The sequence below is a fragment of the Streptomyces scabiei 87.22 genome, assembly GCF_000091305.1.
Classification (GTDB): Bacteria; Actinomycetota; Actinomycetes; order Streptomycetales; family Streptomycetaceae; genus Streptomyces; species Streptomyces scabiei.
Genome location: NC_013929.1, coordinates 3,237,966 through 3,256,699, shown reverse-complemented (window position 1 = coordinate 3,256,699; position 18,734 = coordinate 3,237,966). Strand labels below are relative to the sequence as shown.

The following is an 18,734-nucleotide window of genomic DNA, read 5'->3' as shown; positions in this document are numbered from 1 at the left end:
ACCCGCACCCGGAACCCGGCACCACGGCCGGGCGGCCCCGTCGCCACCCCCGGCACACCGAAGGCCCGCGCCCCCCGGAGGGGAGACGCGGGCCCGATGGTGCCTCGTCCGGCCGGTGCCGTCAGGGTGACAGGGTCACCGGGACTGCTGCGCCGGAACCCCGCGGGAGATCGGCTCGTCGTCGGTGACCGGCGTGCCGGCCGCGGCGACGGCCGCACCCGTGAGGGTCGCCAGCATCTCGCGCACGTTCGTCAGCTGGGCGTTGATCGAGTCGCGGCGGTTGGTGAGCGCCGCCAGCTCGCGCTCGGATTCCGAGCGGATCCGGTCGGCCTTGGCGTTCGCGTCCGCGACGATGTCCTCGGCCTGACGCTGCGCGGTCTCCACCGTCTGGCGGGCGCGGCGCTCGGCGTCGGTGCGCAGCTTCTCGGCCTCCAGGCGGAGCTGCTCCGCGCGGTGCTCGATCTCGGCGAGACGCTTCTCCGCCTTCTGCTGACGCGACGCCAGGTCCCGCTCGGACTGCTCGCGGCGCTTGGCGAGGTTCGTCTCGAAGTCGGCGGCGGCCTGGGCGGCCTTGGCGCGGGTCTCCTCGAAGAGGGCGTCCGCCTCCTCGCGCTTGGACTGCGCGTCCTTCTGCGCCTCGGCGCGCAGCTGCGACGCGTCGCTCTTGGCCTTCTCGACGATCCGGACGCCCTCGTCCTCCGCCTTGGCCTTGCGCTCCGCGGAGAAGGACTCCGCGTCGTTGCGCACCTGCTGAGCCGCCGACTCGGCCAGCTCGCGGTGCTGCTCGGCGGCGCGGCGGGCCTCCTCGCGCAGGTCCTTCGCCTCCTCCTCGGCGAGGCGGAGGATCTTCTCGACGCGCGCGCCGAGACCGGCGTAGGACGGCTCGGCGTCGGTCACCGCGGCCTGGGCGTTCTGCGTCTCGAGGTGGAGCTCCTCGATGCGCTTCTCCAGAGCGGTGATGCGGGCGAGCGCGGAGTCACGGTCGGAGACGAGCTTGGAGATACGTTCGTCCACCTGAGCGCGGTCGTATCCACGCCGCACAAGCTCGAAGCCGTAGGGGGAAGTGTCGCTCATGGGGTTCCTGTCGAATGAGACCGGTGAGGTGATAGGTGGAATCCTAGGGGGCGAAGCGGCGTGTCATCGAGCAGATGCACGTTTGATCTGGAGAATGACACCCCTTTTGAGTGGCCGACCTTCGGAATACTTGCCAGAAACTTTGCGTAAAGGCCCTGAAAGCGCAGACGGCACAGATGGCAAGCACAGAACGAGCACAAAATGGTGTCCGTAGGGCTGGAGGCGGAGCGGGAAGATACCCGCAACGCCCCCGCTCCGCTAGCCGTCTGACGACTTGCCACCCGAACGAGTCGCACCCGCCGTGGCGCCCGTCTTGACTCCACCGTCCTTGCCGCCCGACGGGGCCTCAAAAGACTCCAACGCCACCAGGACGTCCTGGACACGGGAGATCTCCGCATTGATGTCCTCGCGGCGCCGGACCAGCACCTCCAGCTCGCGCTTGCCCTCCTCGACCGTGCGGCGCGCCTCGCGGATCGCCTCGGCCTTCAGCTCCTCGGCCTCACGGACGAGCGTGGACTTCTTCTGCTCGGCCTCCTTCAGGAGACCCTCGGCCTTCTTCACCGCCGCGATACGGACCTTGCCCGCTTCGGAGTTGGCCTCGGAAACGATCTCCTTGGCCTTCGACGTCGCCTTCTCCAACTGCTCCTCGGCGGCTTTGATCAACGCGTCACAACGGTCACCTGTCGATTTCATCGTCTCGGCGGCCTCGCGGCGGGCCCGCGTGTGCAGCGCCTCGATCTCGGCGGTGATGCGGTCCCGCAGCTCCTCGGCCCGCTCCCTTATCGCGGTCGCGTCCCGGCGTGCCCCGACCAGCAGCTCGTCGGCGTCCGTACGGGCCTTCTCCACCGTGGAATTGCCCTCGACGGTGGCCTCGGCGACCAGCCGGTCGGCCTCCTTGCGGGCCGCCCCGACCATGGAGTCGGCCTGCCCCTCGGCGTCCGCGGTGGTCTTCAGGGCCTGCGACTGCGCCTCGGCGAGCAGCTTGTCGGCCTCGGCCGCCGTCTCCGTGATGAGCGTGTCGACCTGCTCGGCGGCCTCGGAGCGCCGCTTGTTGGCGTCCTTGCGGGCCGCGTCGAGCGTGTTGTCGGCCTCCTCGCGGGCGTGCGCCATGAGCCGGTCGGCCTCCGCCTCCGCCTCGGCCCGCGCGCGCTCGGCACCGGCCCGCACCCGCTCGGCGTGCGCCTGCGCGGAGCCCACCGTCTCGGCGGCCTCGGCCCGCAGCCGCTCGGCCTCGTCGGTGGCCTCGCCGATCAGCCGGTCGGCCTGGGCGACGGACTCGGCCCGTACGCGCTCGGCCTCCTCGTTGGTCTCCCGCGTCAGCCGCTCCGCCTCGGCCGTCACCTCGGTGATGAGGGTGTCGGCCTGGGTGGCCGCGTCCGACCGCATGCGGTTGGCGTCGTCGCGGGCCTCCGCGCGGGTGCGCGAGGCGTCCTGGTCGGCCCGCGCGATGGCGTCCGACGCCTCCGTACGGACCCGCTGGGCGTGCTCGGACGCCTCCGAACGGATGCGCTCCGCCTCGCCGATGGCCTCCGCGACCGTGTGCTCGGCGAGCGCCTTGGCGGCCTCCGTCTCGTCCCGCGCCTCACGGCGGACCCGGCCCGCGTCCTCGGCGGCCCGCTCGCGCTCGGCGTAGGCGTCGGCTCGGACCCGGTCCGCCTCCGCCTCCGCCTCCCTGCGCATCCGGTCCACCACGTGCTCGGCGGTGTTGCGCAGCCCGGCGATCTCCTCCTGGGCCTGCTCGTGCAGCCCGGCGACGGACTCCCGGACCTGCTGGGCGTGGGTCTCGGCCGCCGACACCATCTCGCCGGCGCGCCGCTCGGCCTCCTCGACCAGCCGTACGGCCTCGGTCTGGGCCTCCTCCACGCGGGTGCGCGCCGAGGCCAGCAGCTCCTCGCTCTGCTCGCGGGCCCGTCGGCGCTCCTGGTCGGCCTCCTGCCGGGCCGAGCCGAGCAGTTCCTCGGCCTCGCGGCGGCGCCGGGCGGCCTCCTCCTGCGCGGCGGCCAGGGTCTCGGACGCCTCGGTGGCGAGCCGCTCGGCCGCGGCCTGTGCCTCCGCCCGTACCCGGTCGGCGGTGTCCTTCGCCTCGGACTTCAGCCGCTCCGCCTCGGCCGCGGCCTCGGAGCGCAGCCGTACGGCGACGGACTCGCCCTCGGCACGGGACACGGACGCGTCGGCCGCGGCCTCGTCGCGCAGCCGCTCGGCCTCGGCCTCGGCCTGCGCCTGGAGCGTACGGATGCGCTCGGCGGCCTCGGAGCGCAGCCGGTCGCTCTCCTCGCCGGCCTCGCGGCGGATCCGCTCGGCCTCGGCACGGGCGTCGGTGAGCGCCTCCTCGGCGGAGGCCAGCCGGCCCTCGGCCTCGGTGTGCAGCCGGGTCAGCTCCTCGGCCGCCTCGGCCTTGCGGGCCTCGACGCCCCGCTCGGTCTCCTCGCGCAGCTCGGCGGCGGCGCGCTCGGCCTCGGCCTTCAGCTCCTCGGTCTGCTCGGCGGCCTCGGCGCGATAGCGCTCGGCCTCCTTGCGGGTGCGCTCCAGGGTCTCCTCGGCCTGGCGGCGCAGTGCGGACGCGCGCTCGATGGCTTCGGTGCGGACCTTCTCGCTGTCCGCGGTGGCGCTCTGCCGCAGCTCGTCGGCGTCCGTGCGGGCCTTGGCGAGCAGCTCCTCGGCGGTCTTGGCCGCCTCCTCGATCTGCTGGACGGCCTCGCGCCGGGCCTCGGAGCGGATCCGCTCGCCCTCGGCGACCGCGTCGGAGCGCAGCAGCTCGGCCTCGCCGCGCAGCCGGCGCGCCTCCTCCTGCAGCTCGACCGTCTTGGCGCGGTACTCCTCGGTGTCGTCCTTCGCCGTGCCCTTGAGCTGTTCGGCGAGGTCGTGCGCCTCGGCACGCAGCCGGTCCGCCTCGGCCTCGGCCTCGGCACGGATGCGCTCGGCCTCCTCTATGGCGGCCTTGGTGGTGCTGCGGGCCTCCTCGGACGCCTTGTTCAGCACGTCCTCGGCGGTCTTGGCGGTCTTGGCCAGAGCGGAGGCGGACTCCTCCGCGGTGATCGAGCGGGCCTTCTCGGAGGCCTCGGCGACGATCTTCTCGGCCTGGGTCTTGGCGTCGGCGACGGACTCCTCGGCGGCCGCCTTGGTGGCCTCGGCCTCCTTCGTGGCCTCCTCGACCAGCCGGGCGACCTGCTCCTTGGCCGTGCGCGTGCGCTGCTCGTTGGTCGACTCGGCGCCGGCGACGGCCTTGGCCGCGTTCTCCTTCGCCTCCGTGACCAGCTTCTCGGCCTCGGCGCGGGCCTCGCGCAGCGCCGTCTCGGCCTCCGTCATCCGCTGCTCGGCGGTCCGGCTCAGCTCGGTGGCCTGGCGGCGGGCGGAGTCCGACTCGGTGGCGGTGGAGGTGCGCAGCTGCTCGGCGTGCTCGGTGGCCTCCTGCGCCTGGGTGGAGGCCGCGTTCAGCAGCCGCTCCGCCTCGGCGCGGGCCCGGCGCAGGATCTGGTCGGCCTCGCCTCGGGCGGCCTCCGAATCGCTCTGCAGCCGCTGGCGGGCCTCGGTGGCGAGCCGTTCCGCCTCGGCGCGGGCGGCGGCCAGCGCCTGTTCGGCCTCCGCGCGGGACTCGTCGACGAGCCGGCGGGCCTGGGCCTCGCTGCGGGCGCGCAGCTGTTCGGCCCACGCCACGTTCTCGTTGACGTGCGACTCGACCGTCTGGCGGCGCTCGGACAGCTCCTGGTCGAGCTGCTGGCGTCGGGTGACCGCCTCCTGGTGCAGCTCCGCCTGGAGGCGCGCGGCCTGCTCGGCGTGCTCCTGGAGGATGCGCTGGGTCTGCGCCCGGGCCTGGCTCAGCTCGCGCTCGGCGTCCGTGCGCAGCTGGTCGGCCTGCATCTGGGCCTGGCGGAGCATCTGCTCGGCCTGGTACCCGAGGTCGCCCCCGGTGTCGTAGGCGGGCCGGGACATGAGGGTGCGGCGCGCCTCGTGCAGCTTGGCGCGCAGCACCTCGACCTGGTAGCCGAGGTCCTCGGCGTGCTGGATCGCCTTTTCCCGCTCGGTCTTCAGCCGCTCCATCTCGGCCTCGAACCGAGAGAGGTGGTCGACGTCAGCCGCCGGCTCTCGCTCCTGGCGTTCGTAGCCCCGCACTGCGCGGTCCCATCCGTCCCCTGGTCGCAACCTCTGGCAAACGAGCTCCGTCCAACCGCCGAACGGGGCCCCCGGGGAATGGTGTCAGATCAACGGCGGAGCACGGGCTGCCGCCCTCACCCTCGTCCCCCGAAACCTGGACCCCGGCCCTCGGACAGCCGCTGGTGGATCGCCGCGGTGCCCTTGGATCCCGCTCGTCGGAAGGCGGCGGAACCCGGGCCGTCCCCCTCGAAGGCGACGGCCGACCCCAACCCTACCGGCCCATATGTACGGGGGTCAGTGCTCAGGTGACTCAACTGGCGCCGAAGTGACCAGTTCTGTCAGTACGCCATGGCAATCCTTGGGGTGCAGAAACGTGATCCGTGACCCCATGGAACCGACTCGCGGCTCCTCGTACAGGACGCGTACGCCCTTGTCCTTGATCGCGGCCGCCTCGCCGTCGACGTCCGCCGTGCCGAAGGCGATGTGATGGACGCCCTCGCCGTTCTTGGCCAGCCACTTCGCGACGGTGGAGTCCTCGCGGGTGGGCTCCAGGAGCTGCAGGTAGGAGGCGCCGCCGTCGTCCGTGCTGTTGATCCTGAGCATGGCCTCGCGCACGCCCTGCTCCTCGTTGACCTCGGAGTGGTACACCTCGAAGCCGTAGGTGGCCCGGTAGAACTCGACGGTCCTGTCCAGGTCGAAACAGGCGATTCCGATGTGGTCGATTCGCGTCAGCATGGTGTCAGTGCAGCGCCCCGGCGCCGGTTACGCAACGTGCGCGCGATCACACCGACAGCCCGGTGACGGCACGGAGTGCCACTCAGTACATTCGAAGTAAACCCTCGTTCACTCACTTCTCGGCCGTGCAGGCTGGAAGGGGATCGCACCTCATGACTGGAACGAACGGCAGGACCTCGGTGATCGTCGCGGGCGCCCGTACGCCCATGGGACGACTGCTCGGCTCGCTGAAGTCCTTCTCCGGAGCCGACCTCGGCGGATTCGCGATCAAGGCCGCCCTCGACCGCGCGGGCATCGGCGGCGACCAGGTGCAGTACGTGATCATGGGCCAGGTGCTCCAGGCCGGGGCGGGGCAGATCCCGGCGCGCCAGGCCGCCGTCAAGGCGGGCGTCCCGATGAACGTGCCCGCGCTGACGATCAACAAGGTCTGTCTCTCGGGCCTCGACGCCATCGCCCTGGCCGACCAGCTGATCCGGGCCGGCGAGTTCGACGTGATCGTGGCCGGCGGCCAGGAATCCATGACGAACGCCCCCCACCTGCTCCCGAAGTCCCGTGAGGGCTACAAGTACGGCGCGATCCAGATGCTCGACGCGATGGCGCACGACGGGCTCACGGACTCCTTCGAGAACATCGCCATGGGCGAGTCCACCGAGAAGCACAACACGCGCCTCGGCATCCTGCGCCCCGAGCAGGACGAGATCGCCGCCCAGTCCCACCAGCGGGCCGCCGCCGCCCAGAAGAACGGCCTCTTCGAGGCGGAGATCACGCCGGTCGAGATCCCGCAGCGCAAGGGCGAGCCGGTCGTTTTCAGCCAGGACGAGGGCATCCGCGGTGAGACCACCGCCGAGTCCCTGGCCAAGCTGCGGCCGGCCTTCGCCAAGGACGGCACGATCACGGCCGGGTCCGCCTCGCAGATCTCCGACGGCGCGGCGGCCGTGGTGGTCATGAGCAAGGAGAAGGCGCAGGAGCTGGGCCTGACCTGGCTGGCCGAGATCGGCGCGCACGGCAACGTCGCGGGCCCTGACAACTCCCTGCAGTCGCAGCCCTCGAACGCGATCCTGCACGCCCTGAAGAAGGACGGGCTGGACGTCGCCGACCTCGATCTGATCGAGATCAACGAGGCGTTCGCCGCGGTCGCCGTGCAGTCAATGAAGGACCTCGGCGTTTCCCCCGAAAAGGTGAACGTCAACGGTGGCGCGATCGCCCTCGGGCACCCCATCGGCATGTCCGGCGCCCGTCTCGTCCTGCACCTGGCCCTGGAGCTGAAGCGGCGCGGCGGCGGTGTCGGCGCGGCCGCGCTGTGCGGCGGCGGCGGACAGGGTGACGCGCTGGTCGTGCGGGTCCCCAAGGCCTGAGTCCCCGGCGGGGCCTTCTTCGTGAACGGAGCTGTGATGCAGGACGTCTCCACCCTGGTGGCCCAGGCCAGGGAAGGCCGGCCGCGGGCCGTGGCCCGGCTGATCTCCCTGGTGGAGGGGGCGTCCCCGCAGCTCCGTGAGGTCATGGCGGAGCTGGCCCCGCTCACGGGCGGGGCGTACGTCGTCGGCCTGACCGGCTCGCCCGGTGTCGGCAAGTCCACGTCCACCTCGGCGCTGGTGACCGCCTACCGGCGGGCCGGGAAGCGGGTGGGCGTGCTCGCCGTCGACCCCTCGTCGCCGTTCTCGGGCGGCGCCCTGCTCGGCGACCGCGTCCGGATGGCGGAGCACGCCTCCGACCCCGGCGTGTACATCCGTTCGATGGCGACCCGCGGCCATCTGGGCGGTCTCGCCCGGTCGGCCCCGCAGGCCGTCCGGGTGCTGGACGCGGCCGGGTGCGAGGTGATCCTGGTCGAGACGGTCGGCGTGGGCCAGTCCGAGGTGGAGATCGCCTCGCAGGCGGACACGTCCGTGGTGCTGCTGGCGCCCGGCATGGGCGACGGCATCCAGGCGGCCAAGGCCGGAATCCTGGAGATCGGCGACGTCTACGTCGTCAACAAGGCCGACCGGGACGGCGCCGACGCGACCGCGCGCGAGCTGAACCACATGCTCGGCCTCGGCGAGTCCCGTGCCCCCGGCGACTGGCGGCCGCCGATCGTCAAGACGGTCGCCTCGCGGGCGGAGGGCATCGACGAGGTCGTCGAGGCGCTGGAGAAGCACCGGGCCTGGATGGACGAACGGGGGGTGCTCGCGGACCGTCGGCGGGCCCGGGCGGCGCGCGAGGTGGAGAGCATCGCGGTGACCGCGCTGCGGGAGCGGATCGGCGACCTGCACGGCGACCGCCGTCTGTCGGCCCTCGCCGAGCGGATCGTGGCGGGGGAGCTGGATCCCTACCGGGCGGCGGACGAACTGGTGACGGGCCTGACCGAGGGCTGACCCCGGCCGCGCGCCCGCCCTCCCGGAAATCCCTGGGGCCCTGGTGCGGGCCGCTGCTAGGTTGGCCGCATGTTCCTTCTTCGTGCGTAGAGGCGGACCCTTCCGCGGGCGACGTGTCGTCGCCGCGCGGGACATCGGTGTCCCCCTTTTCGCCTCCGAGTGAGGAACATTTCGCATGTCCGCGACCATTCCGCGGCCGTCGTACGCCTCGGTGCTCCGCATCCCGTACGCCCGCCGCACCTTCGCCGCCGTACTCGTCGGCCGGCTCTCCTACGGCATGGTGTCCGTCGCCGTGCTGCTCGCCGTGTCCCGGACGACGGGGTCGTACGCCGTCGCCGGCACGGTGCTGGCCCTGTTCGGGGCCACCAGTGTCCTGCTGTCACCCGTGCGGGCGGCGCTCGTCGACCGGTACGGCCCGCGCCGCGCGCTGCTGCCGATGGCCTCGCTGTACGCCCTGCTGCTCGGCGCCCTGGCCGGGGCGAGCTGGCGGCCGGGGGCGTCCGGGGCGCTGCTGGGGACCGTCGCCGCGGCGGCCGGGGCCTGTACGCCGCCGCTCGGACCGACGATGCGGACGGTGTGGAGCGAACTCACCGCCTCGGACGAGGGGCTGCTGCGGCGCGCGTACAGCCTCGACGGAGTCGCGGAGGAACTGCTGTTCGTGTCGGGGCCGCTGGTGGTGGGCGTGATCGTGCAGATCGCCTCCCCGGCCGCCGCCCTGGCCGTGGGGGCGCTGCTGGTCGTGGCCGGGACGTTCGGCTTCGTGAGCTCTCCGGCCGTGGCACGCACGCCGGGGCGCGCACCGGCGCAGGAGAAGGGGGCCCGGGAACGGAAGCCGCGCACGGTGACCGGGATCGTGCCGCCCGTCGTCGCGGCCGCCGGGGTGGGACTGTCGATCGGCGCGCTCGACCTGCTGGTGCTGGCCTTCGCCGAGCACCACGGGCGCGGGGACACCGTCGTGGCCTGGATCTTCGCCGCGCTGTCCGCCGGGAGCGCGGTGGGCGGCCTGGTGTACGGCGCGGTCGACTGGCGCTCCGGTGCCCGCGTACGGCTCTGCCTGCTGACGGCGGGGCTCGGCCTCGCGCTCGCCGGTGCCGGGCTCGCCCCGGGCCTGGCCGTGCTCACCGGCGCCGTGGTCTGCGCCGGTCTCTTCGTCGCCCCCGCGCTGACCACGGCGTACCTCGTCGCCGACGCCGCCGCCCCGTCCGCCTCGCGCACCCAGGCCGGCGCCTGGGTCAACACGGCCGTGAACGCCGGCATCTCGGCGGGCGCGGCCGCGTCGGGCCTCCTGGTGGCCCACTTCTCCCCGGCGCTCGGCTTCGCCCTCGCGGGGGCCGCGGCCCTGCTCGCGGCGGCCGCCGTCGGCCTCGGGCTGTCCGGGGCGGGCACCGCGGCCTGAGACGCCGGCAGAGGCACCCGGTGCCATGCGCCGGATGCCTCTGCGTGTGTGGGGGGGGAGGGGGGAGCCTCGTGGTGCGGGGCGGAGCGTCAGTCCTCGGTGCGGTCGGCGGTGACCTTGCCGGAGCCGAGGGCGACCCGCCAGTCGCTGCCGGTGCCGTCGGCGGCGGTGGTGTCGACCTCCCAGGCCCGGTCCGTGCTCTCCTCGTCGAGGTCGACGGAGGTCACCGTGCCCTTGGCGGCGGCGGCCTCGGCGGCCTCGGCGGCGGTCACCGAGGCGCCCTTCAGCGCGGCCCGGATCTGCCGGGTCTCGGCGGCGTCGTCCCCGTCGTCGTCCCGGTCGGCGTGCGAGCCGAGGACCTTGCCGGTGCGGGGGTCGACCTGGACGCTGAACCACTTGCCGCCGTCCGTCAGGACGTCGACGTCCCACACCAGGTTCGTGCCCTCGTCGTCGAGGTCGGCGGAGACCGCCGTACCGGCCTTCTCCTTCAGGGCCGTCGTGATCGCGTCGGCGGCCGTGACCTGGCCGGCCTTCGCCTCGGCGGCGTTCTCGGCCTTGTCCTCGGCGTCCTGGTCCGTGTCACGGGCGGCCTGGTCCTCGGCCCTGTCCTCGGCCTTGTCCTCGGCCGTGTCCTGTGCGGTGTCGTCGGCGTCGTCGCGGTCGTTGTCGCGGTCGTCGTTCGACACCGACACGGTCTTCCCGGCCGGCGCCTCGTCGTCACCCGCGACCGCGATGGCGGTCGCGGTGCCGCCGCCGATCAGGGCGACGGCCGTGACGGTGGCGATGACGATGTTGCGCTTCATGGGGTTCCTCCAGGATGCGACTGGCTGCGACCAGTAACGGATGATGTCGCCGGTCGCAGCGGGGCTTGTCCGGCTCGTCGGCCTCGTCTGCTTTCGACGGGAACCAATCTGGCCGAGCGACGCTGAAGCGGACCTGAAGCCCCCTGAAGACCGCTTCAGGTTCGGTTTGCCAAGCTGAACGCATGCGCCTGTTGATCGTGGAAGATGAGAAGCGGCTCGCGGTGTCGCTGGCCAAGGGGCTGACGGCCGAGGGATACGCCGTGGACGTCGTCCACGACGGCGTCGAGGGCCTGCACCGCGCGAGCGAGGGGGCGTACGACCTCGTGATCCTCGACATCATGCTGCCCGGCATGAACGGCTACCGCGTGTGCGCCGCCCTGCGCGCCGCCGGCCACGACGTGCCGATCCTCATGCTCACCGCGAAGGACGGCGAGTACGACGAGGCGGAGGGCCTCGACACGGGCGCCGACGACTATCTGACCAAGCCGTTCTCCTACGTCGTCCTCGTGGCCCGGGTGAAGGCGCTGCTGCGGCGGCGCCACGCCTCGGGCGGCGCCTCGCCCGTGCACGAGGTGGGGGAGCTGAGGCTCGACACCGCCGCCCGCCGCGTGTTCCTCACCGAGGACGAGATCTCCCTGACCACCAAGGAGTTCTCCGTCCTGGAGCAGCTGGTGCTCAGAGCCGGTGAGGTCGTCTCCAAGGCGGAGATCCTGGAGCACGTCTGGGACTTCGCCTACGACGGCGACCCGAACATCGTCGAGGTCTACATCAGCACCCTGCGCCGCAAGCTCGGCCCCACGCTCATCAAGACCGTGCGCGGCGCCGGCTACCGACTGGAGGGCCGCCCGTGAAACGCCGCCTGGGCTCGGTGCGGGCCCGCGCCACCCTCGCCGCGACCGTCGTCGTCGCCGTCGCCCTGGTCGCGGCGGGCGCCGCCGTCCTGCTCTCCCTGCGCTTCTCCCTCGTCGACAAGGCGGACACGGAGGCCGACTCCGTGGCCCGCAACGCCGCCTCGGCACTGGCGAACGGGTTCGCCTACGACGAGCTGCGGCTGCCGGACGGCGACGAGAACCCCGTCGAGGTCCTGGACCGCGAGGAGAAGCCCGTCGCGGTCGGCGAGGACGTCGAGGCCATGAACGTGACCGCCGTCGCCTCGGACCGGCTGAACTCCGAGACCAACGACGACGCCGACGACCGCGCGGAGGGCGACAGGGACGCCGAGGACGACGGCACGCTCGGCCCCCGCGAGGTCGCCGACGAGACCTGGTACGGCGAGGGCACCGCGACCGTCGAGGGGGTGACGGCGCACTACCGGTTCGCCGCCGTCGACGTGGTCACACCCGCCGGCGTCCCGCTCACCGTCTACGCGGGCGCCCCGCTCGCCACCGAGGAGGACGCCGTCGGCACCGCGCTGACGACGATGCTCATCGGGCTGCCGCTGCTGCTGCTGACGGTCGGCGCGGTGACGTACGTCGTCACCCGGCGGGCGCTGCGTCCCGTCGAGGACATCCGGTCGGAGATGGCCGCCATCACCGCCTCCGAGGATCTCTCCCGGCGCGTGCCCGAGCCGGACACGCACGACGAGATCGCCCGGCTGGCCCGTACGACGAACGAGACGCTGGCCGCGCTGGAGACCTCGGTGGAGCGGCAGCGGGCGTTCGTCGCGGACGCCTCGCACGAGCTGCGCAGCCCGATCGCGTCGCTGCGCACCCAGCTCGAGGTGGGCGCGGCCCATCCGGAGCTGCTGGACCTGGAGGGGGCGGTCGAGGACACCGTACGACTGCAGAGCCTCGCCGCCGACCTGCTGCTGCTGGCCCGGCTGGACGCGGGGGAGCGGCCGCCGCCGGAGGCGCGGTTCGACCTGGCGCAGGCCGTACGGGACGAGGTGGCGTCCCGGGAGGGCGTGGCCCTGGACGGCGACGGCCCGGTGGAACTGCACGGTTCGCGCAACCAGATCCGCCGCGTGCTCGGCAACCTGCTGGACAACGCCCGCCGCCATGCCCGCGACCGGGTCGCGGTCACCCTGCGCACCGTCCCGGGCTGGGCGGTCCTCCAGGTCACGGACGACGGGGCGGGAGTTCCCGAGGCCGACCGCGAGCGCGTGTTCGAGCGCTTCGTCCGGCTGGACGACTCCCGGGCGAGGGACGACGGCGGCGCGGGTCTGGGCCTGGCCATCGCCCGGGACATCGCCGTACGCCACTCGGGGACCCTGACGGTCGGGGACGCGCCCGGCGGGGGAGCCCTGTTCGAACTGCGGCTGCCCCTGGAGACGCCGGGGCGGGGGGCCGTGACACCCGAGGCCCCGCCTCGGGGGCGTCACCAGCCACGCCGGACCCGGGGCCGCGGCTGACGCCCGGCCCCCGGCTCGTCCCGGTCACCGGGTCACGGCCTGCCGCGGTGGCTCCGCAGGTGGTCCGCGATCGGCCCCAGCGACCGGTGCAGGTCGTCCAGCGACTCCTGGGGCAGCAGGTCGATGAAGTGCCGCCGCACCGAGGCGACATGATGCGGCGCCACCCGCCGCATCGTCTCCAGGCCGTGCTCCGTCAGCACGGCGAACAGCCCGCGCCGGTCGGACTCGCAGTTCTCCCGGCGCACCAGGTCCGCGTTCTCCATGCGGGTGATCTGGTGCGAGAGGCGGCTCTTGGACTGGAGGGTGGCGGCGGCGAGATCGCTCATCCGCATCCGGCGGCCCTCCGACTCGGAGAGGTTCACCAGGATCTCGTAGTCGTTCATCGTCAGGCCGAACGGCTGCAGGTCCCTTTCGAGCTGGTGGGTCAGCAGCCTGTTGACGTCCAGATGGGTGCGCCAGGCGCACTGCTCGGCATCGGTCAGCCAGCGCGTGGCCGTTTCGGTCTCCATGAATGAAGTCTACCTAAAATGTTGAAAGGCGAACTAGTGAGGGCGGGGTGGTTCCGGTCGTACGGACAGGTCGGGTCGTACGGGGGTGGAGCATGACAACGCGCACACGTTCGATGTCACACTCCGCAGACTACCGCTCACAGCCCGAAGCGACGCTGGAGGTCCCCCAGCTGTCCGGGAAGGCGCGGTGCCCCCATCGGCTGTCCGTGGTGGCCGGGCACCCCACCGCCACCGGGTACCCCGGGCTCGTGCGGGACCACGCCCGTGGCCTGCTCGGCCATGAGGGTCTCGGAGGACTGCAGCAGCACTGTCCCCGCCCCGACGAACTCGAACTGGTGCTCCTCGCCGGAGGCGCCGCCGATGCCCGTCATCGCACGTAGGCCGCCCATCACGCCGGCCATGTAGCCGTGGTCGTAGTGGTGGCACGGCGAGGGGCAGTCGGCCCACCCGACCAGGGCCTGCGGGTCGACCCGGATGGGGGGTTCCATGAACACCACCGGGCCGTTGGAGGCCGCCACGAACTTGCCCGTTCCGATGAGGGTCAGGAAGCCCGGAACGATCGACTGCTTCAGCGCGAGACTTGGCTGAAAAGCGAGGAGGTTGCCGGAGCGAATGGTCAGGTTGCCGTCCTCCAAGTCATACGAATTGACGTCGAAGGCCCGGTCGGCGAGGAGCATCTTGCCGGATCCCTCGGCCACGACCCAGTCGCTCGCGTGCAGAGGCGAATGGAACGACGTCCGGACGAGACCGCCGAAACGGCCGTGCCCGATGCCGTTGAACTCCATCTGGCCGTAGTAGGCGATCATCTTGCCCTTCTGCAGGAACCACTGGCTCCCCTTGAGCTCCACGCAGAAGGTGTAGTTGTTGACGTTGTCGTCGGACGGCAGCGTCATCGGGTCGTGGACGGTCGGTCCGGCGACCGGGGCCCCGTACATGCTCACAGCTTCTCCTCCGAGGCCTGGACGTACACCGCACCACTGCCGCTCAGCTCCAGCTGGAACGCCTCGCCGGAGCCCCGGCCCACCATGTCGCGCCAGCCGAGCGCGGTGGAGAGCTTGTTGCGTACGTCGCCGTGGTGCGCCACGTACGCCTGCGGGTCCACGTGGACCGGGCGCTGGGGGGTGATCGGGACCTCGATGACCCCGCCGTGCGCCATGACCGCGACCGCGCCGTGCCCCTTCAGGGTGGTGGTGAACAGGCCCTGGCCCGTCACCTGGCCCCGCACCATGCCCATGACGCCGCCCTGCGAGCCCATGAACATCGTGCCCTGCTGGAGGGTGCCGTCGAAGGCGAGCAGACGGTCGGCCTCGACGTAGAGGGTCTCGCCCGTCAGGCTGATCACCTGGATGTGGTGGCCGCCGTGCCCGAACAGCACCGTGCCGCTGCCCTCGACGGTCATCAGTGGGGTCGCCTCGCCGGCCACCCGGCGGCCGATCATCGAGGCGATACCGCCCTGGCCGCCCTGCATGTTGGGGGTGAAGGACACCTCGCCCTTGTAGGCGAGCATCGCGCCGCGCTGGCTGAACAGCCGCTGGCCCGGCATCACGGTCGCCTCGATCATCTTCGAGTTGATCTCACGGAAGGCCATGTCAGACGTCCCCCGCCACCGTGTTGCGCTCGCTGGGCTGGACGTAGACGAGTCCGTCGCCCTCGAAGCGGATCTGGAAGGCCTCGCCGCCGCCCTCGCCCATGAGCGTGCGGAACGTCACACCGGACTGGAAGGACTGCTGGAGGTTGCCCTGGTGCGCGATGTACGCCCCCGGGTCGACCGTCAGCGGGTACTGGTGACTGACCCGCAGCACCACCGCCGGGCCGTCGGACATGATCGCCGCCTGGCCGTGGCCCTCTATGGTCGTGGTGAACAGGCCGTTGCCCTGCGAGGCGCCGCGCAGCCCCGTGAAGCTCGTGCCCGTACGCAGCCCGGAGCCCGTCGCGAGCAGGTTGCTCGACTCCACGTACAGCTTGTCCCCCTGAAGATTCACCAGGTTGATCTCGGAAGCCCGGTCCGCGAACCAGCAGGTCCCTTGTCCGGTCACCTCCATCAACGTCATCTGCTCACCCGTGAGGCGGCGCGTCACCATCCCGCGCAGGCCCTCACCGCCGCCGCTCAGCTTCTTGAACGACATCTGACCGTCGTACGCGACCATCGAGCCGTTCTTCGCCTTCACGGCGTCCCCGGTCATGTCGACGGCCAGCACTTTGCTGCCTTGAAGTCGGAACATTGCCACGGGAGGACGGTAACCGGCGGATGCCCGGACAGGACAGGCCCTTGAGGAGGATCTCGACCCCGAGGGGACCCCTGGGGGCACCGCGAGGTTGACGGATGCCAGAATGGACGTCGCTTGTGCTTCCTTTCACAAGGGCAGCCGGGCCCCGCGACGACTCGCCCCGCCGACCTCACCGAAGGTGACCCGTGGACATAAAGACCGCCTCCGCCCTGCGCCGCCTGCGCCTCGTCTCCGCCCCCGAGGCGGTCTCCTTCCTGCTGCTGCTCGTGTGCTCGGTGCTCAAGCGCACCACCGAGTTCAACGCGGTGCCGGTGATGGGCTGGGTCCACGCCGTCCTCTTCCTGCTGTACCTGCTCTTCTGGGCCGACGCCTGGAACCGCACCAAGTGGCCGCTGAGCACCGCCGCGCTCTACTTCGCCCTCTCCGTCCTGCCCACCGGCGGCTTCTTCGCCGACCGCAGGCTCCGCAAGGAGGCCGAGAGCGCGGTCGGCGCGGTGTTCACGGCCCGCGCGCAGGGCGAGGACGAGGGAGCGGTGAAAGCGTGATCGTCGCCTTCTCCGTGACCCCGCTGGGTGTCGGCGAGGACGTGGGCGAGTACGTCGCCGACGCCGTCCGGATCGTCCGTGAATCCGGACTGCCGAACCGCACCGACGCCATGTTCACCTCGATCGAGGGCGAGTGGGATCAGGTGATGGACGTCGTCCGGCGGGCCGTCGCCGCCGTCGAGGAGCGCGCGCCCCGCGTCTCGCTCGTGCTCAAGGCCGACATCCGCCCCGGTGTGACCGACGGCCTCACGTCCAAGGTGGAGACGGTGGAGCGCCACCTGTCCGCCGAGCGGTAGCCGTTCGCCGCCGTCGAACCCCGGTCCCCGCGGACCGGGGTTTTCACGTGCCTGCCGTTTGAGCGATCGCTCAAAACGTAGTACGGTCCTGTCCATCGAATTGAGCAGTCGCTCAAAAATGTCGCCGACCTGGGGGAACGCGAATGGGGCTCTACATAGAGACATATGTCCGGGCCGATCTGGACGCACTGTGGGCACACAGCCAGGACCCGGCCCTCCACCAGCGCTGGGACCTGCGCTTCACCGAGATCCGGTACCTCCCGCGCGCGGAGGGCGAGCCCCGGCGCTTCCGGTACGCCACCCGTGTCCTGCCCGGTCTGACGGTCGCCGGGACCGGGGTCTCGGCCGGTGAGCGGGAGCGGCCGGACGGCACCAGGACCTCGGCGCTGCGGTTCTCCTCCCCGCACCCCCTCTCCCTGATCGCCGAGGGCAGCGGGTACTGGCGTTACGTGCCCGAGGGCGACGGGATCCGCTTCCTCACGGGTTACGACTACCGCCCCCGCTGGGGCCGTGCCGGTGCCCTCGCCGACCGGCTGCTGTTCCGTCCGCTCATGGGCTGGGCCACCGCCTGGTCCTTCGACCGGCTGCGCCTCTGGCTGGAGCGGGGCATCACCCCCGAGCGGGCCCTGCGCCGCTGGCTCGCCGAGGCGGCCCTCCGGATGCTGACGGTCGTGGCCGCCTGCGCAGGGCTGGCGTACGGCGCGCTGGTGGACCCGGCCGGGCCCCTCGCCCCGCTGGCGCTGTTCGCGACGCCGGTGCTGGCGGTGTCGGCGATGCTGGCCGCCCTGGTCGTGCCGCCCCTGCCCGGCACCCCGTCCGCCCGCCGCTGTCTGCGGACCCCGCCCCCACGCGCGCGTGCGCCGCGTCTGCTCGCGACCCTGAAGGGATGACCGCCATGCACTCCATGCGCGCGGCGATGCCCCCGCCCTCGATCTTCCGGACGGTCATGGGCGCGGACTTCGACCGGCTCCACCCCGAGCTGCGCCGGCGGTTCTCGGTCGGGCTGGCGAGCGGTGAGGCATGCACCGGCCGGGGGGTGATGGACCGGATCTGGCACGGACGGCGGCTGGTCAAGCCGTTCCTCGCCCTCGGCGCCACCCGCAACATCCTCGTCCCGCGCGAGGGGCGGGACGTCCCCTTCACCATCGAGAACGTGCCGTACGCCGACCGCTTCGGCCGTGAGACGGTGACCTTCGTGCGTACCTTCGACCTGCCCGGCCGGTCCCGCCGGTTCGACGCCCAGATGGTGCTGAGCCCCGAGGGCGACCGTGTCCTCGACTATCTCGGCACCCACCAGCACCTGGCCACCGACCTGTACTTCGGCGCCGAGCCCGACGGGTCGCTGCTGATCCGCTCCGGCGCGCACCGGTTCCGGGAGGGGCCGGTCGACGTGCGCGTCCCGGAACTCGTCGGCGGCGAGGCGGAGGTGCGGGAACGGTTCGACGAACGGACAGGGCGATTCCGGATCCGGGTGCGGGTGGTGAACCGGCACTTCGGGCCGCTCCTCGGCTACGAGGGCTCGTTCGCGGCGACGTACGAGGACGTGCGGGCGTGCGGGGTCCGGGCGGGGCTGCGGCCGGTCCGTGAGGAGGTGCGGGCGTGAGCGAGGCGACCCGGGTGAAGCTGCTGGAGGGTGCGCTGCGGACCCTCGTCGAGCAGGGGATCGCCAAGACGTCCGCCCGCACGATCGCCGCGACCGCCGGGGTGAACCAGGCGCTCGTCTTCTACCACTTCGGGTCCGTGGACGAACTCCTCGCGGCCGCCTGCCGGTACGGGGCGGAGCAGCGGGTCGCCCGCCACCGCGAGCGCCTGGCGGAGATCGGCTCGCTGTCCGAACTGCTGGCCTTCGGGCGGGAGATGCACGCGGAGGAGCGGGCGCGCGGGCATGTGGCGGTCCTGGGACAGCTCCTCGCGGGCGCGCAGACCCAGCCGCGGCTGGCGCCGGCCACGGCGGCGGGGCTGGAACTGTGGATCACGGAGGTGGAGGGGGTGCTGCGGCGGGTCCTGGCGGGCTCGCCGCTCGGCGAGTTCGCGGACGCGGGCGGGCTGGCGCGTGCCGTGGCGGCCTCGTTCGTGGGGCTGGAGCTGTACGAGGGGGTCGATCCCGAGGGGGCGGAGGCGGCGCTCGGCGCGCTGGAGCAGCTCGCGGCGCTCGCGGCCGCGCTGGACGGCCTCGGGCCCGTGGCCCAGCGGGCGGTCCGCCACCACCTCCGCAGGACCGCGGCGCGGTGACGCGGTCCGGCCGGACGGGGTGGACGGCGGTGGCGGCGGGGGCGGGGCGGATCGGCGACGGTGGTGCGGGTCGGCGACGGGGTGCGGGGCCCGGTCGTACCGAAAAGCGAGACGGGGCTGACCAGC

General features: G+C 72.6%; 18 protein-coding genes. 10 read left to right on the top strand and 8 right to left on the bottom strand.

Annotation, left to right across the window (positions count from 1 at the left end):
* Positions 1-135: 135 nt before the first annotated feature.
* From SCAB_RS13525 to mce, 3 genes are all read right to left on the bottom strand, one after another.
* Entirely contained in the window at positions 136-1,074 is a 939-nt protein-coding gene (locus SCAB_RS13525) for a coiled-coil domain-containing protein (RefSeq protein ID WP_013000631.1), read from the bottom strand.
* Positions 1,075-1,332: 258 nt separating this feature from the next.
* Positions 1,333-5,184, bottom strand: a complete 3,852-nt coding sequence (scy, locus tag SCAB_RS13520) for a polarized growth protein Scy (RefSeq protein ID WP_041669173.1) — start codon at positions 5,182-5,184, stop codon at positions 1,333-1,335.
* Positions 5,185-5,460: 276 nt separating this feature from the next.
* Complete coding sequence (gene mce, locus SCAB_RS13515; RefSeq protein WP_013000629.1) at positions 5,461-5,901, bottom strand: methylmalonyl-CoA epimerase; 441 nt, start codon at positions 5,899-5,901, stop codon at positions 5,461-5,463.
* A 152-nt stretch (positions 5,902-6,053) separates the two neighbouring features.
* On the opposite strand from mce, the gene SCAB_RS13510 reads away from it, so the two are divergent.
* The 3 genes from SCAB_RS13510 to SCAB_RS13500 all read left to right on the top strand — a co-directional run bounded on the left by SCAB_RS13510 (position 6,054) and on the right by SCAB_RS13500 (position 9,645).
* On the top strand, positions 6,054-7,256 hold the full coding sequence (locus tag SCAB_RS13510; protein WP_013000628.1) for an acetyl-CoA C-acetyltransferase: 1,203 nt from the start codon (positions 6,054-6,056) through the stop codon (positions 7,254-7,256).
* 36 nt (positions 7,257-7,292) lie between these two features.
* Complete coding sequence (gene meaB, locus SCAB_RS13505) at positions 7,293-8,249, top strand: methylmalonyl Co-A mutase-associated GTPase MeaB (RefSeq protein ID WP_037728611.1); 957 nt, start codon at positions 7,293-7,295, stop codon at positions 8,247-8,249.
* 175 nt (positions 8,250-8,424) lie between these two features.
* On the top strand, positions 8,425-9,645 hold the full coding sequence (locus SCAB_RS13500) for an MFS transporter (protein ID WP_013000626.1): 1,221 nt from the start codon (positions 8,425-8,427) through the stop codon (positions 9,643-9,645).
* A gap of 89 nt (positions 9,646-9,734) precedes the next feature.
* On the opposite strand, the gene SCAB_RS13495 is transcribed toward SCAB_RS13500, so the two are convergent.
* A complete protein-coding gene (locus SCAB_RS13495; RefSeq protein WP_013000625.1) occupies positions 9,735-10,448 on the bottom strand; it encodes a PepSY domain-containing protein in 714 nt (237 codons plus the stop codon).
* 182 nt (positions 10,449-10,630) lie between these two features.
* Here SCAB_RS13495 and SCAB_RS13490 point away from each other — a divergent pair, with 182 nt between their 5' ends.
* The gene (locus SCAB_RS13490) at positions 10,631-11,299 is read left to right on the top strand and encodes a response regulator transcription factor (protein WP_013000624.1); all 669 of its coding nucleotides are present in this window, start codon (positions 10,631-10,633) and stop codon (positions 11,297-11,299) included.
* Positions 11,296-12,798 carry a sensor histidine kinase gene (locus SCAB_RS13485; protein ID WP_013000623.1) on the top strand — a complete coding sequence of 501 codons (1,503 nt, stop codon included), beginning with the start codon at positions 11,296-11,298 and terminating at the stop codon, positions 12,796-12,798. Before SCAB_RS13490 ends, SCAB_RS13485 begins: the two co-directional genes overlap by 4 nt.
* Before the next feature lie 32 nt (positions 12,799-12,830).
* On the opposite strand, the gene SCAB_RS13480 is transcribed toward SCAB_RS13485, so the two are convergent.
* The 4 genes from SCAB_RS13480 to SCAB_RS13465 form a co-directional block, all read right to left on the bottom strand.
* Complete coding sequence (locus tag SCAB_RS13480; RefSeq protein WP_013000622.1) at positions 12,831-13,307, bottom strand: MarR family winged helix-turn-helix transcriptional regulator; 477 nt, start codon at positions 13,305-13,307, stop codon at positions 12,831-12,833.
* A gap of 137 nt (positions 13,308-13,444) precedes the next feature.
* Positions 13,445-14,242, bottom strand: coding sequence for an AIM24 family protein (locus tag SCAB_RS13475; RefSeq protein WP_013000621.1), 798 nt, complete (start codon positions 14,240-14,242; stop codon positions 13,445-13,447).
* Between the two features lie 2 nt (positions 14,243-14,244).
* Complete coding sequence (locus tag SCAB_RS13470) at positions 14,245-14,895, bottom strand: AIM24 family protein (RefSeq protein ID WP_013000620.1); 651 nt, start codon at positions 14,893-14,895, stop codon at positions 14,245-14,247.
* 1 nt (position 14,896) lies between these two features.
* Positions 14,897-15,529, bottom strand: coding sequence for an AIM24 family protein (locus SCAB_RS13465; protein WP_037728615.1), 633 nt, complete (start codon positions 15,527-15,529; stop codon positions 14,897-14,899).
* Positions 15,530-15,720: 191 nt separating this feature from the next.
* Here SCAB_RS13465 and SCAB_RS13460 point away from each other — a divergent pair, with 191 nt between their 5' ends.
* The 5 genes from SCAB_RS13460 (at position 15,721) to SCAB_RS13440 (ending at position 18,608) form a co-directional block, all read left to right on the top strand.
* A complete protein-coding gene (locus SCAB_RS13460; RefSeq protein ID WP_013000618.1) occupies positions 15,721-16,080 on the top strand; it encodes a DUF3817 domain-containing protein in 360 nt (119 codons plus the stop codon).
* Positions 16,077-16,376, top strand: coding sequence for an MTH1187 family thiamine-binding protein (locus SCAB_RS13455; protein ID WP_013000617.1), 300 nt, complete (start codon positions 16,077-16,079; stop codon positions 16,374-16,376). Before SCAB_RS13460 ends, SCAB_RS13455 begins: the two co-directional genes overlap by 4 nt.
* A gap of 143 nt (positions 16,377-16,519) precedes the next feature.
* Positions 16,520-17,266, top strand: a complete 747-nt coding sequence (locus SCAB_RS13450) for a hypothetical protein (RefSeq protein ID WP_013000616.1) — start codon at positions 16,520-16,522, stop codon at positions 17,264-17,266.
* Complete coding sequence (locus tag SCAB_RS13445; protein ID WP_013000615.1) at positions 17,263-17,979, top strand: DUF4166 domain-containing protein; 717 nt, start codon at positions 17,263-17,265, stop codon at positions 17,977-17,979. The genes SCAB_RS13450 and SCAB_RS13445 overlap by 4 nt, the downstream gene beginning before the upstream one ends.
* Positions 17,976-18,608 carry a TetR/AcrR family transcriptional regulator gene (locus tag SCAB_RS13440; RefSeq protein ID WP_013000614.1) on the top strand — a complete coding sequence of 211 codons (633 nt, stop codon included), beginning with the start codon at positions 17,976-17,978 and terminating at the stop codon, positions 18,606-18,608. The genes SCAB_RS13445 and SCAB_RS13440 overlap by 4 nt, the downstream gene beginning before the upstream one ends.
* The last annotated feature ends 126 nt before the right edge of the window (positions 18,609-18,734 follow it).

Bases quoted from the DNA above. Each gene is read 5' to 3' on its own strand.
- SCAB_RS13525 (WP_013000631.1), bottom strand. From the start codon at position 1,074: ATGAGCGACACTTCCCCCTACGGCTTCGAGCTTGTGCGGCGTGGATAC.
- mce (WP_013000629.1), bottom strand. From the start codon at position 5,901: ATGCTGACGCGAATCGACCACATCGGAATCGCCTGTTTCGACCTGGAC.
- SCAB_RS13510 (WP_013000628.1), top strand. From the start codon at position 6,054: ATGACTGGAACGAACGGCAGGACCTCGGTGATCGTCGCGGGCGCCCGT.
- meaB (WP_037728611.1), top strand. From the start codon at position 7,293: ATGCAGGACGTCTCCACCCTGGTGGCCCAGGCCAGGGAAGGCCGGCCG.
- SCAB_RS13500 (WP_013000626.1), top strand. From the start codon at position 8,425: ATGTCCGCGACCATTCCGCGGCCGTCGTACGCCTCGGTGCTCCGCATC.
- SCAB_RS13495 (WP_013000625.1), bottom strand. From the start codon at position 10,448: ATGAAGCGCAACATCGTCATCGCCACCGTCACGGCCGTCGCCCTGATC.
- SCAB_RS13490 (WP_013000624.1), top strand. From the start codon at position 10,631: ATGCGCCTGTTGATCGTGGAAGATGAGAAGCGGCTCGCGGTGTCGCTG.
- SCAB_RS13480 (WP_013000622.1), bottom strand. From the start codon at position 13,307: ATGGAGACCGAAACGGCCACGCGCTGGCTGACCGATGCCGAGCAGTGC.
- SCAB_RS13475 (WP_013000621.1), bottom strand. From the start codon at position 14,242: ATGTACGGGGCCCCGGTCGCCGGACCGACCGTCCACGACCCGATGACG.
- SCAB_RS13470 (WP_013000620.1), bottom strand. From the start codon at position 14,895: ATGGCCTTCCGTGAGATCAACTCGAAGATGATCGAGGCGACCGTGATG.
- SCAB_RS13465 (WP_037728615.1), bottom strand. From the start codon at position 15,529: ATGTTCCGACTTCAAGGCAGCAAAGTGCTGGCCGTCGACATGACCGGG.
- SCAB_RS13450 (WP_013000616.1), top strand. From the start codon at position 16,520: ATGGGGCTCTACATAGAGACATATGTCCGGGCCGATCTGGACGCACTG.
- SCAB_RS13445 (WP_013000615.1), top strand. From the start codon at position 17,263: ATGACCGCCATGCACTCCATGCGCGCGGCGATGCCCCCGCCCTCGATC.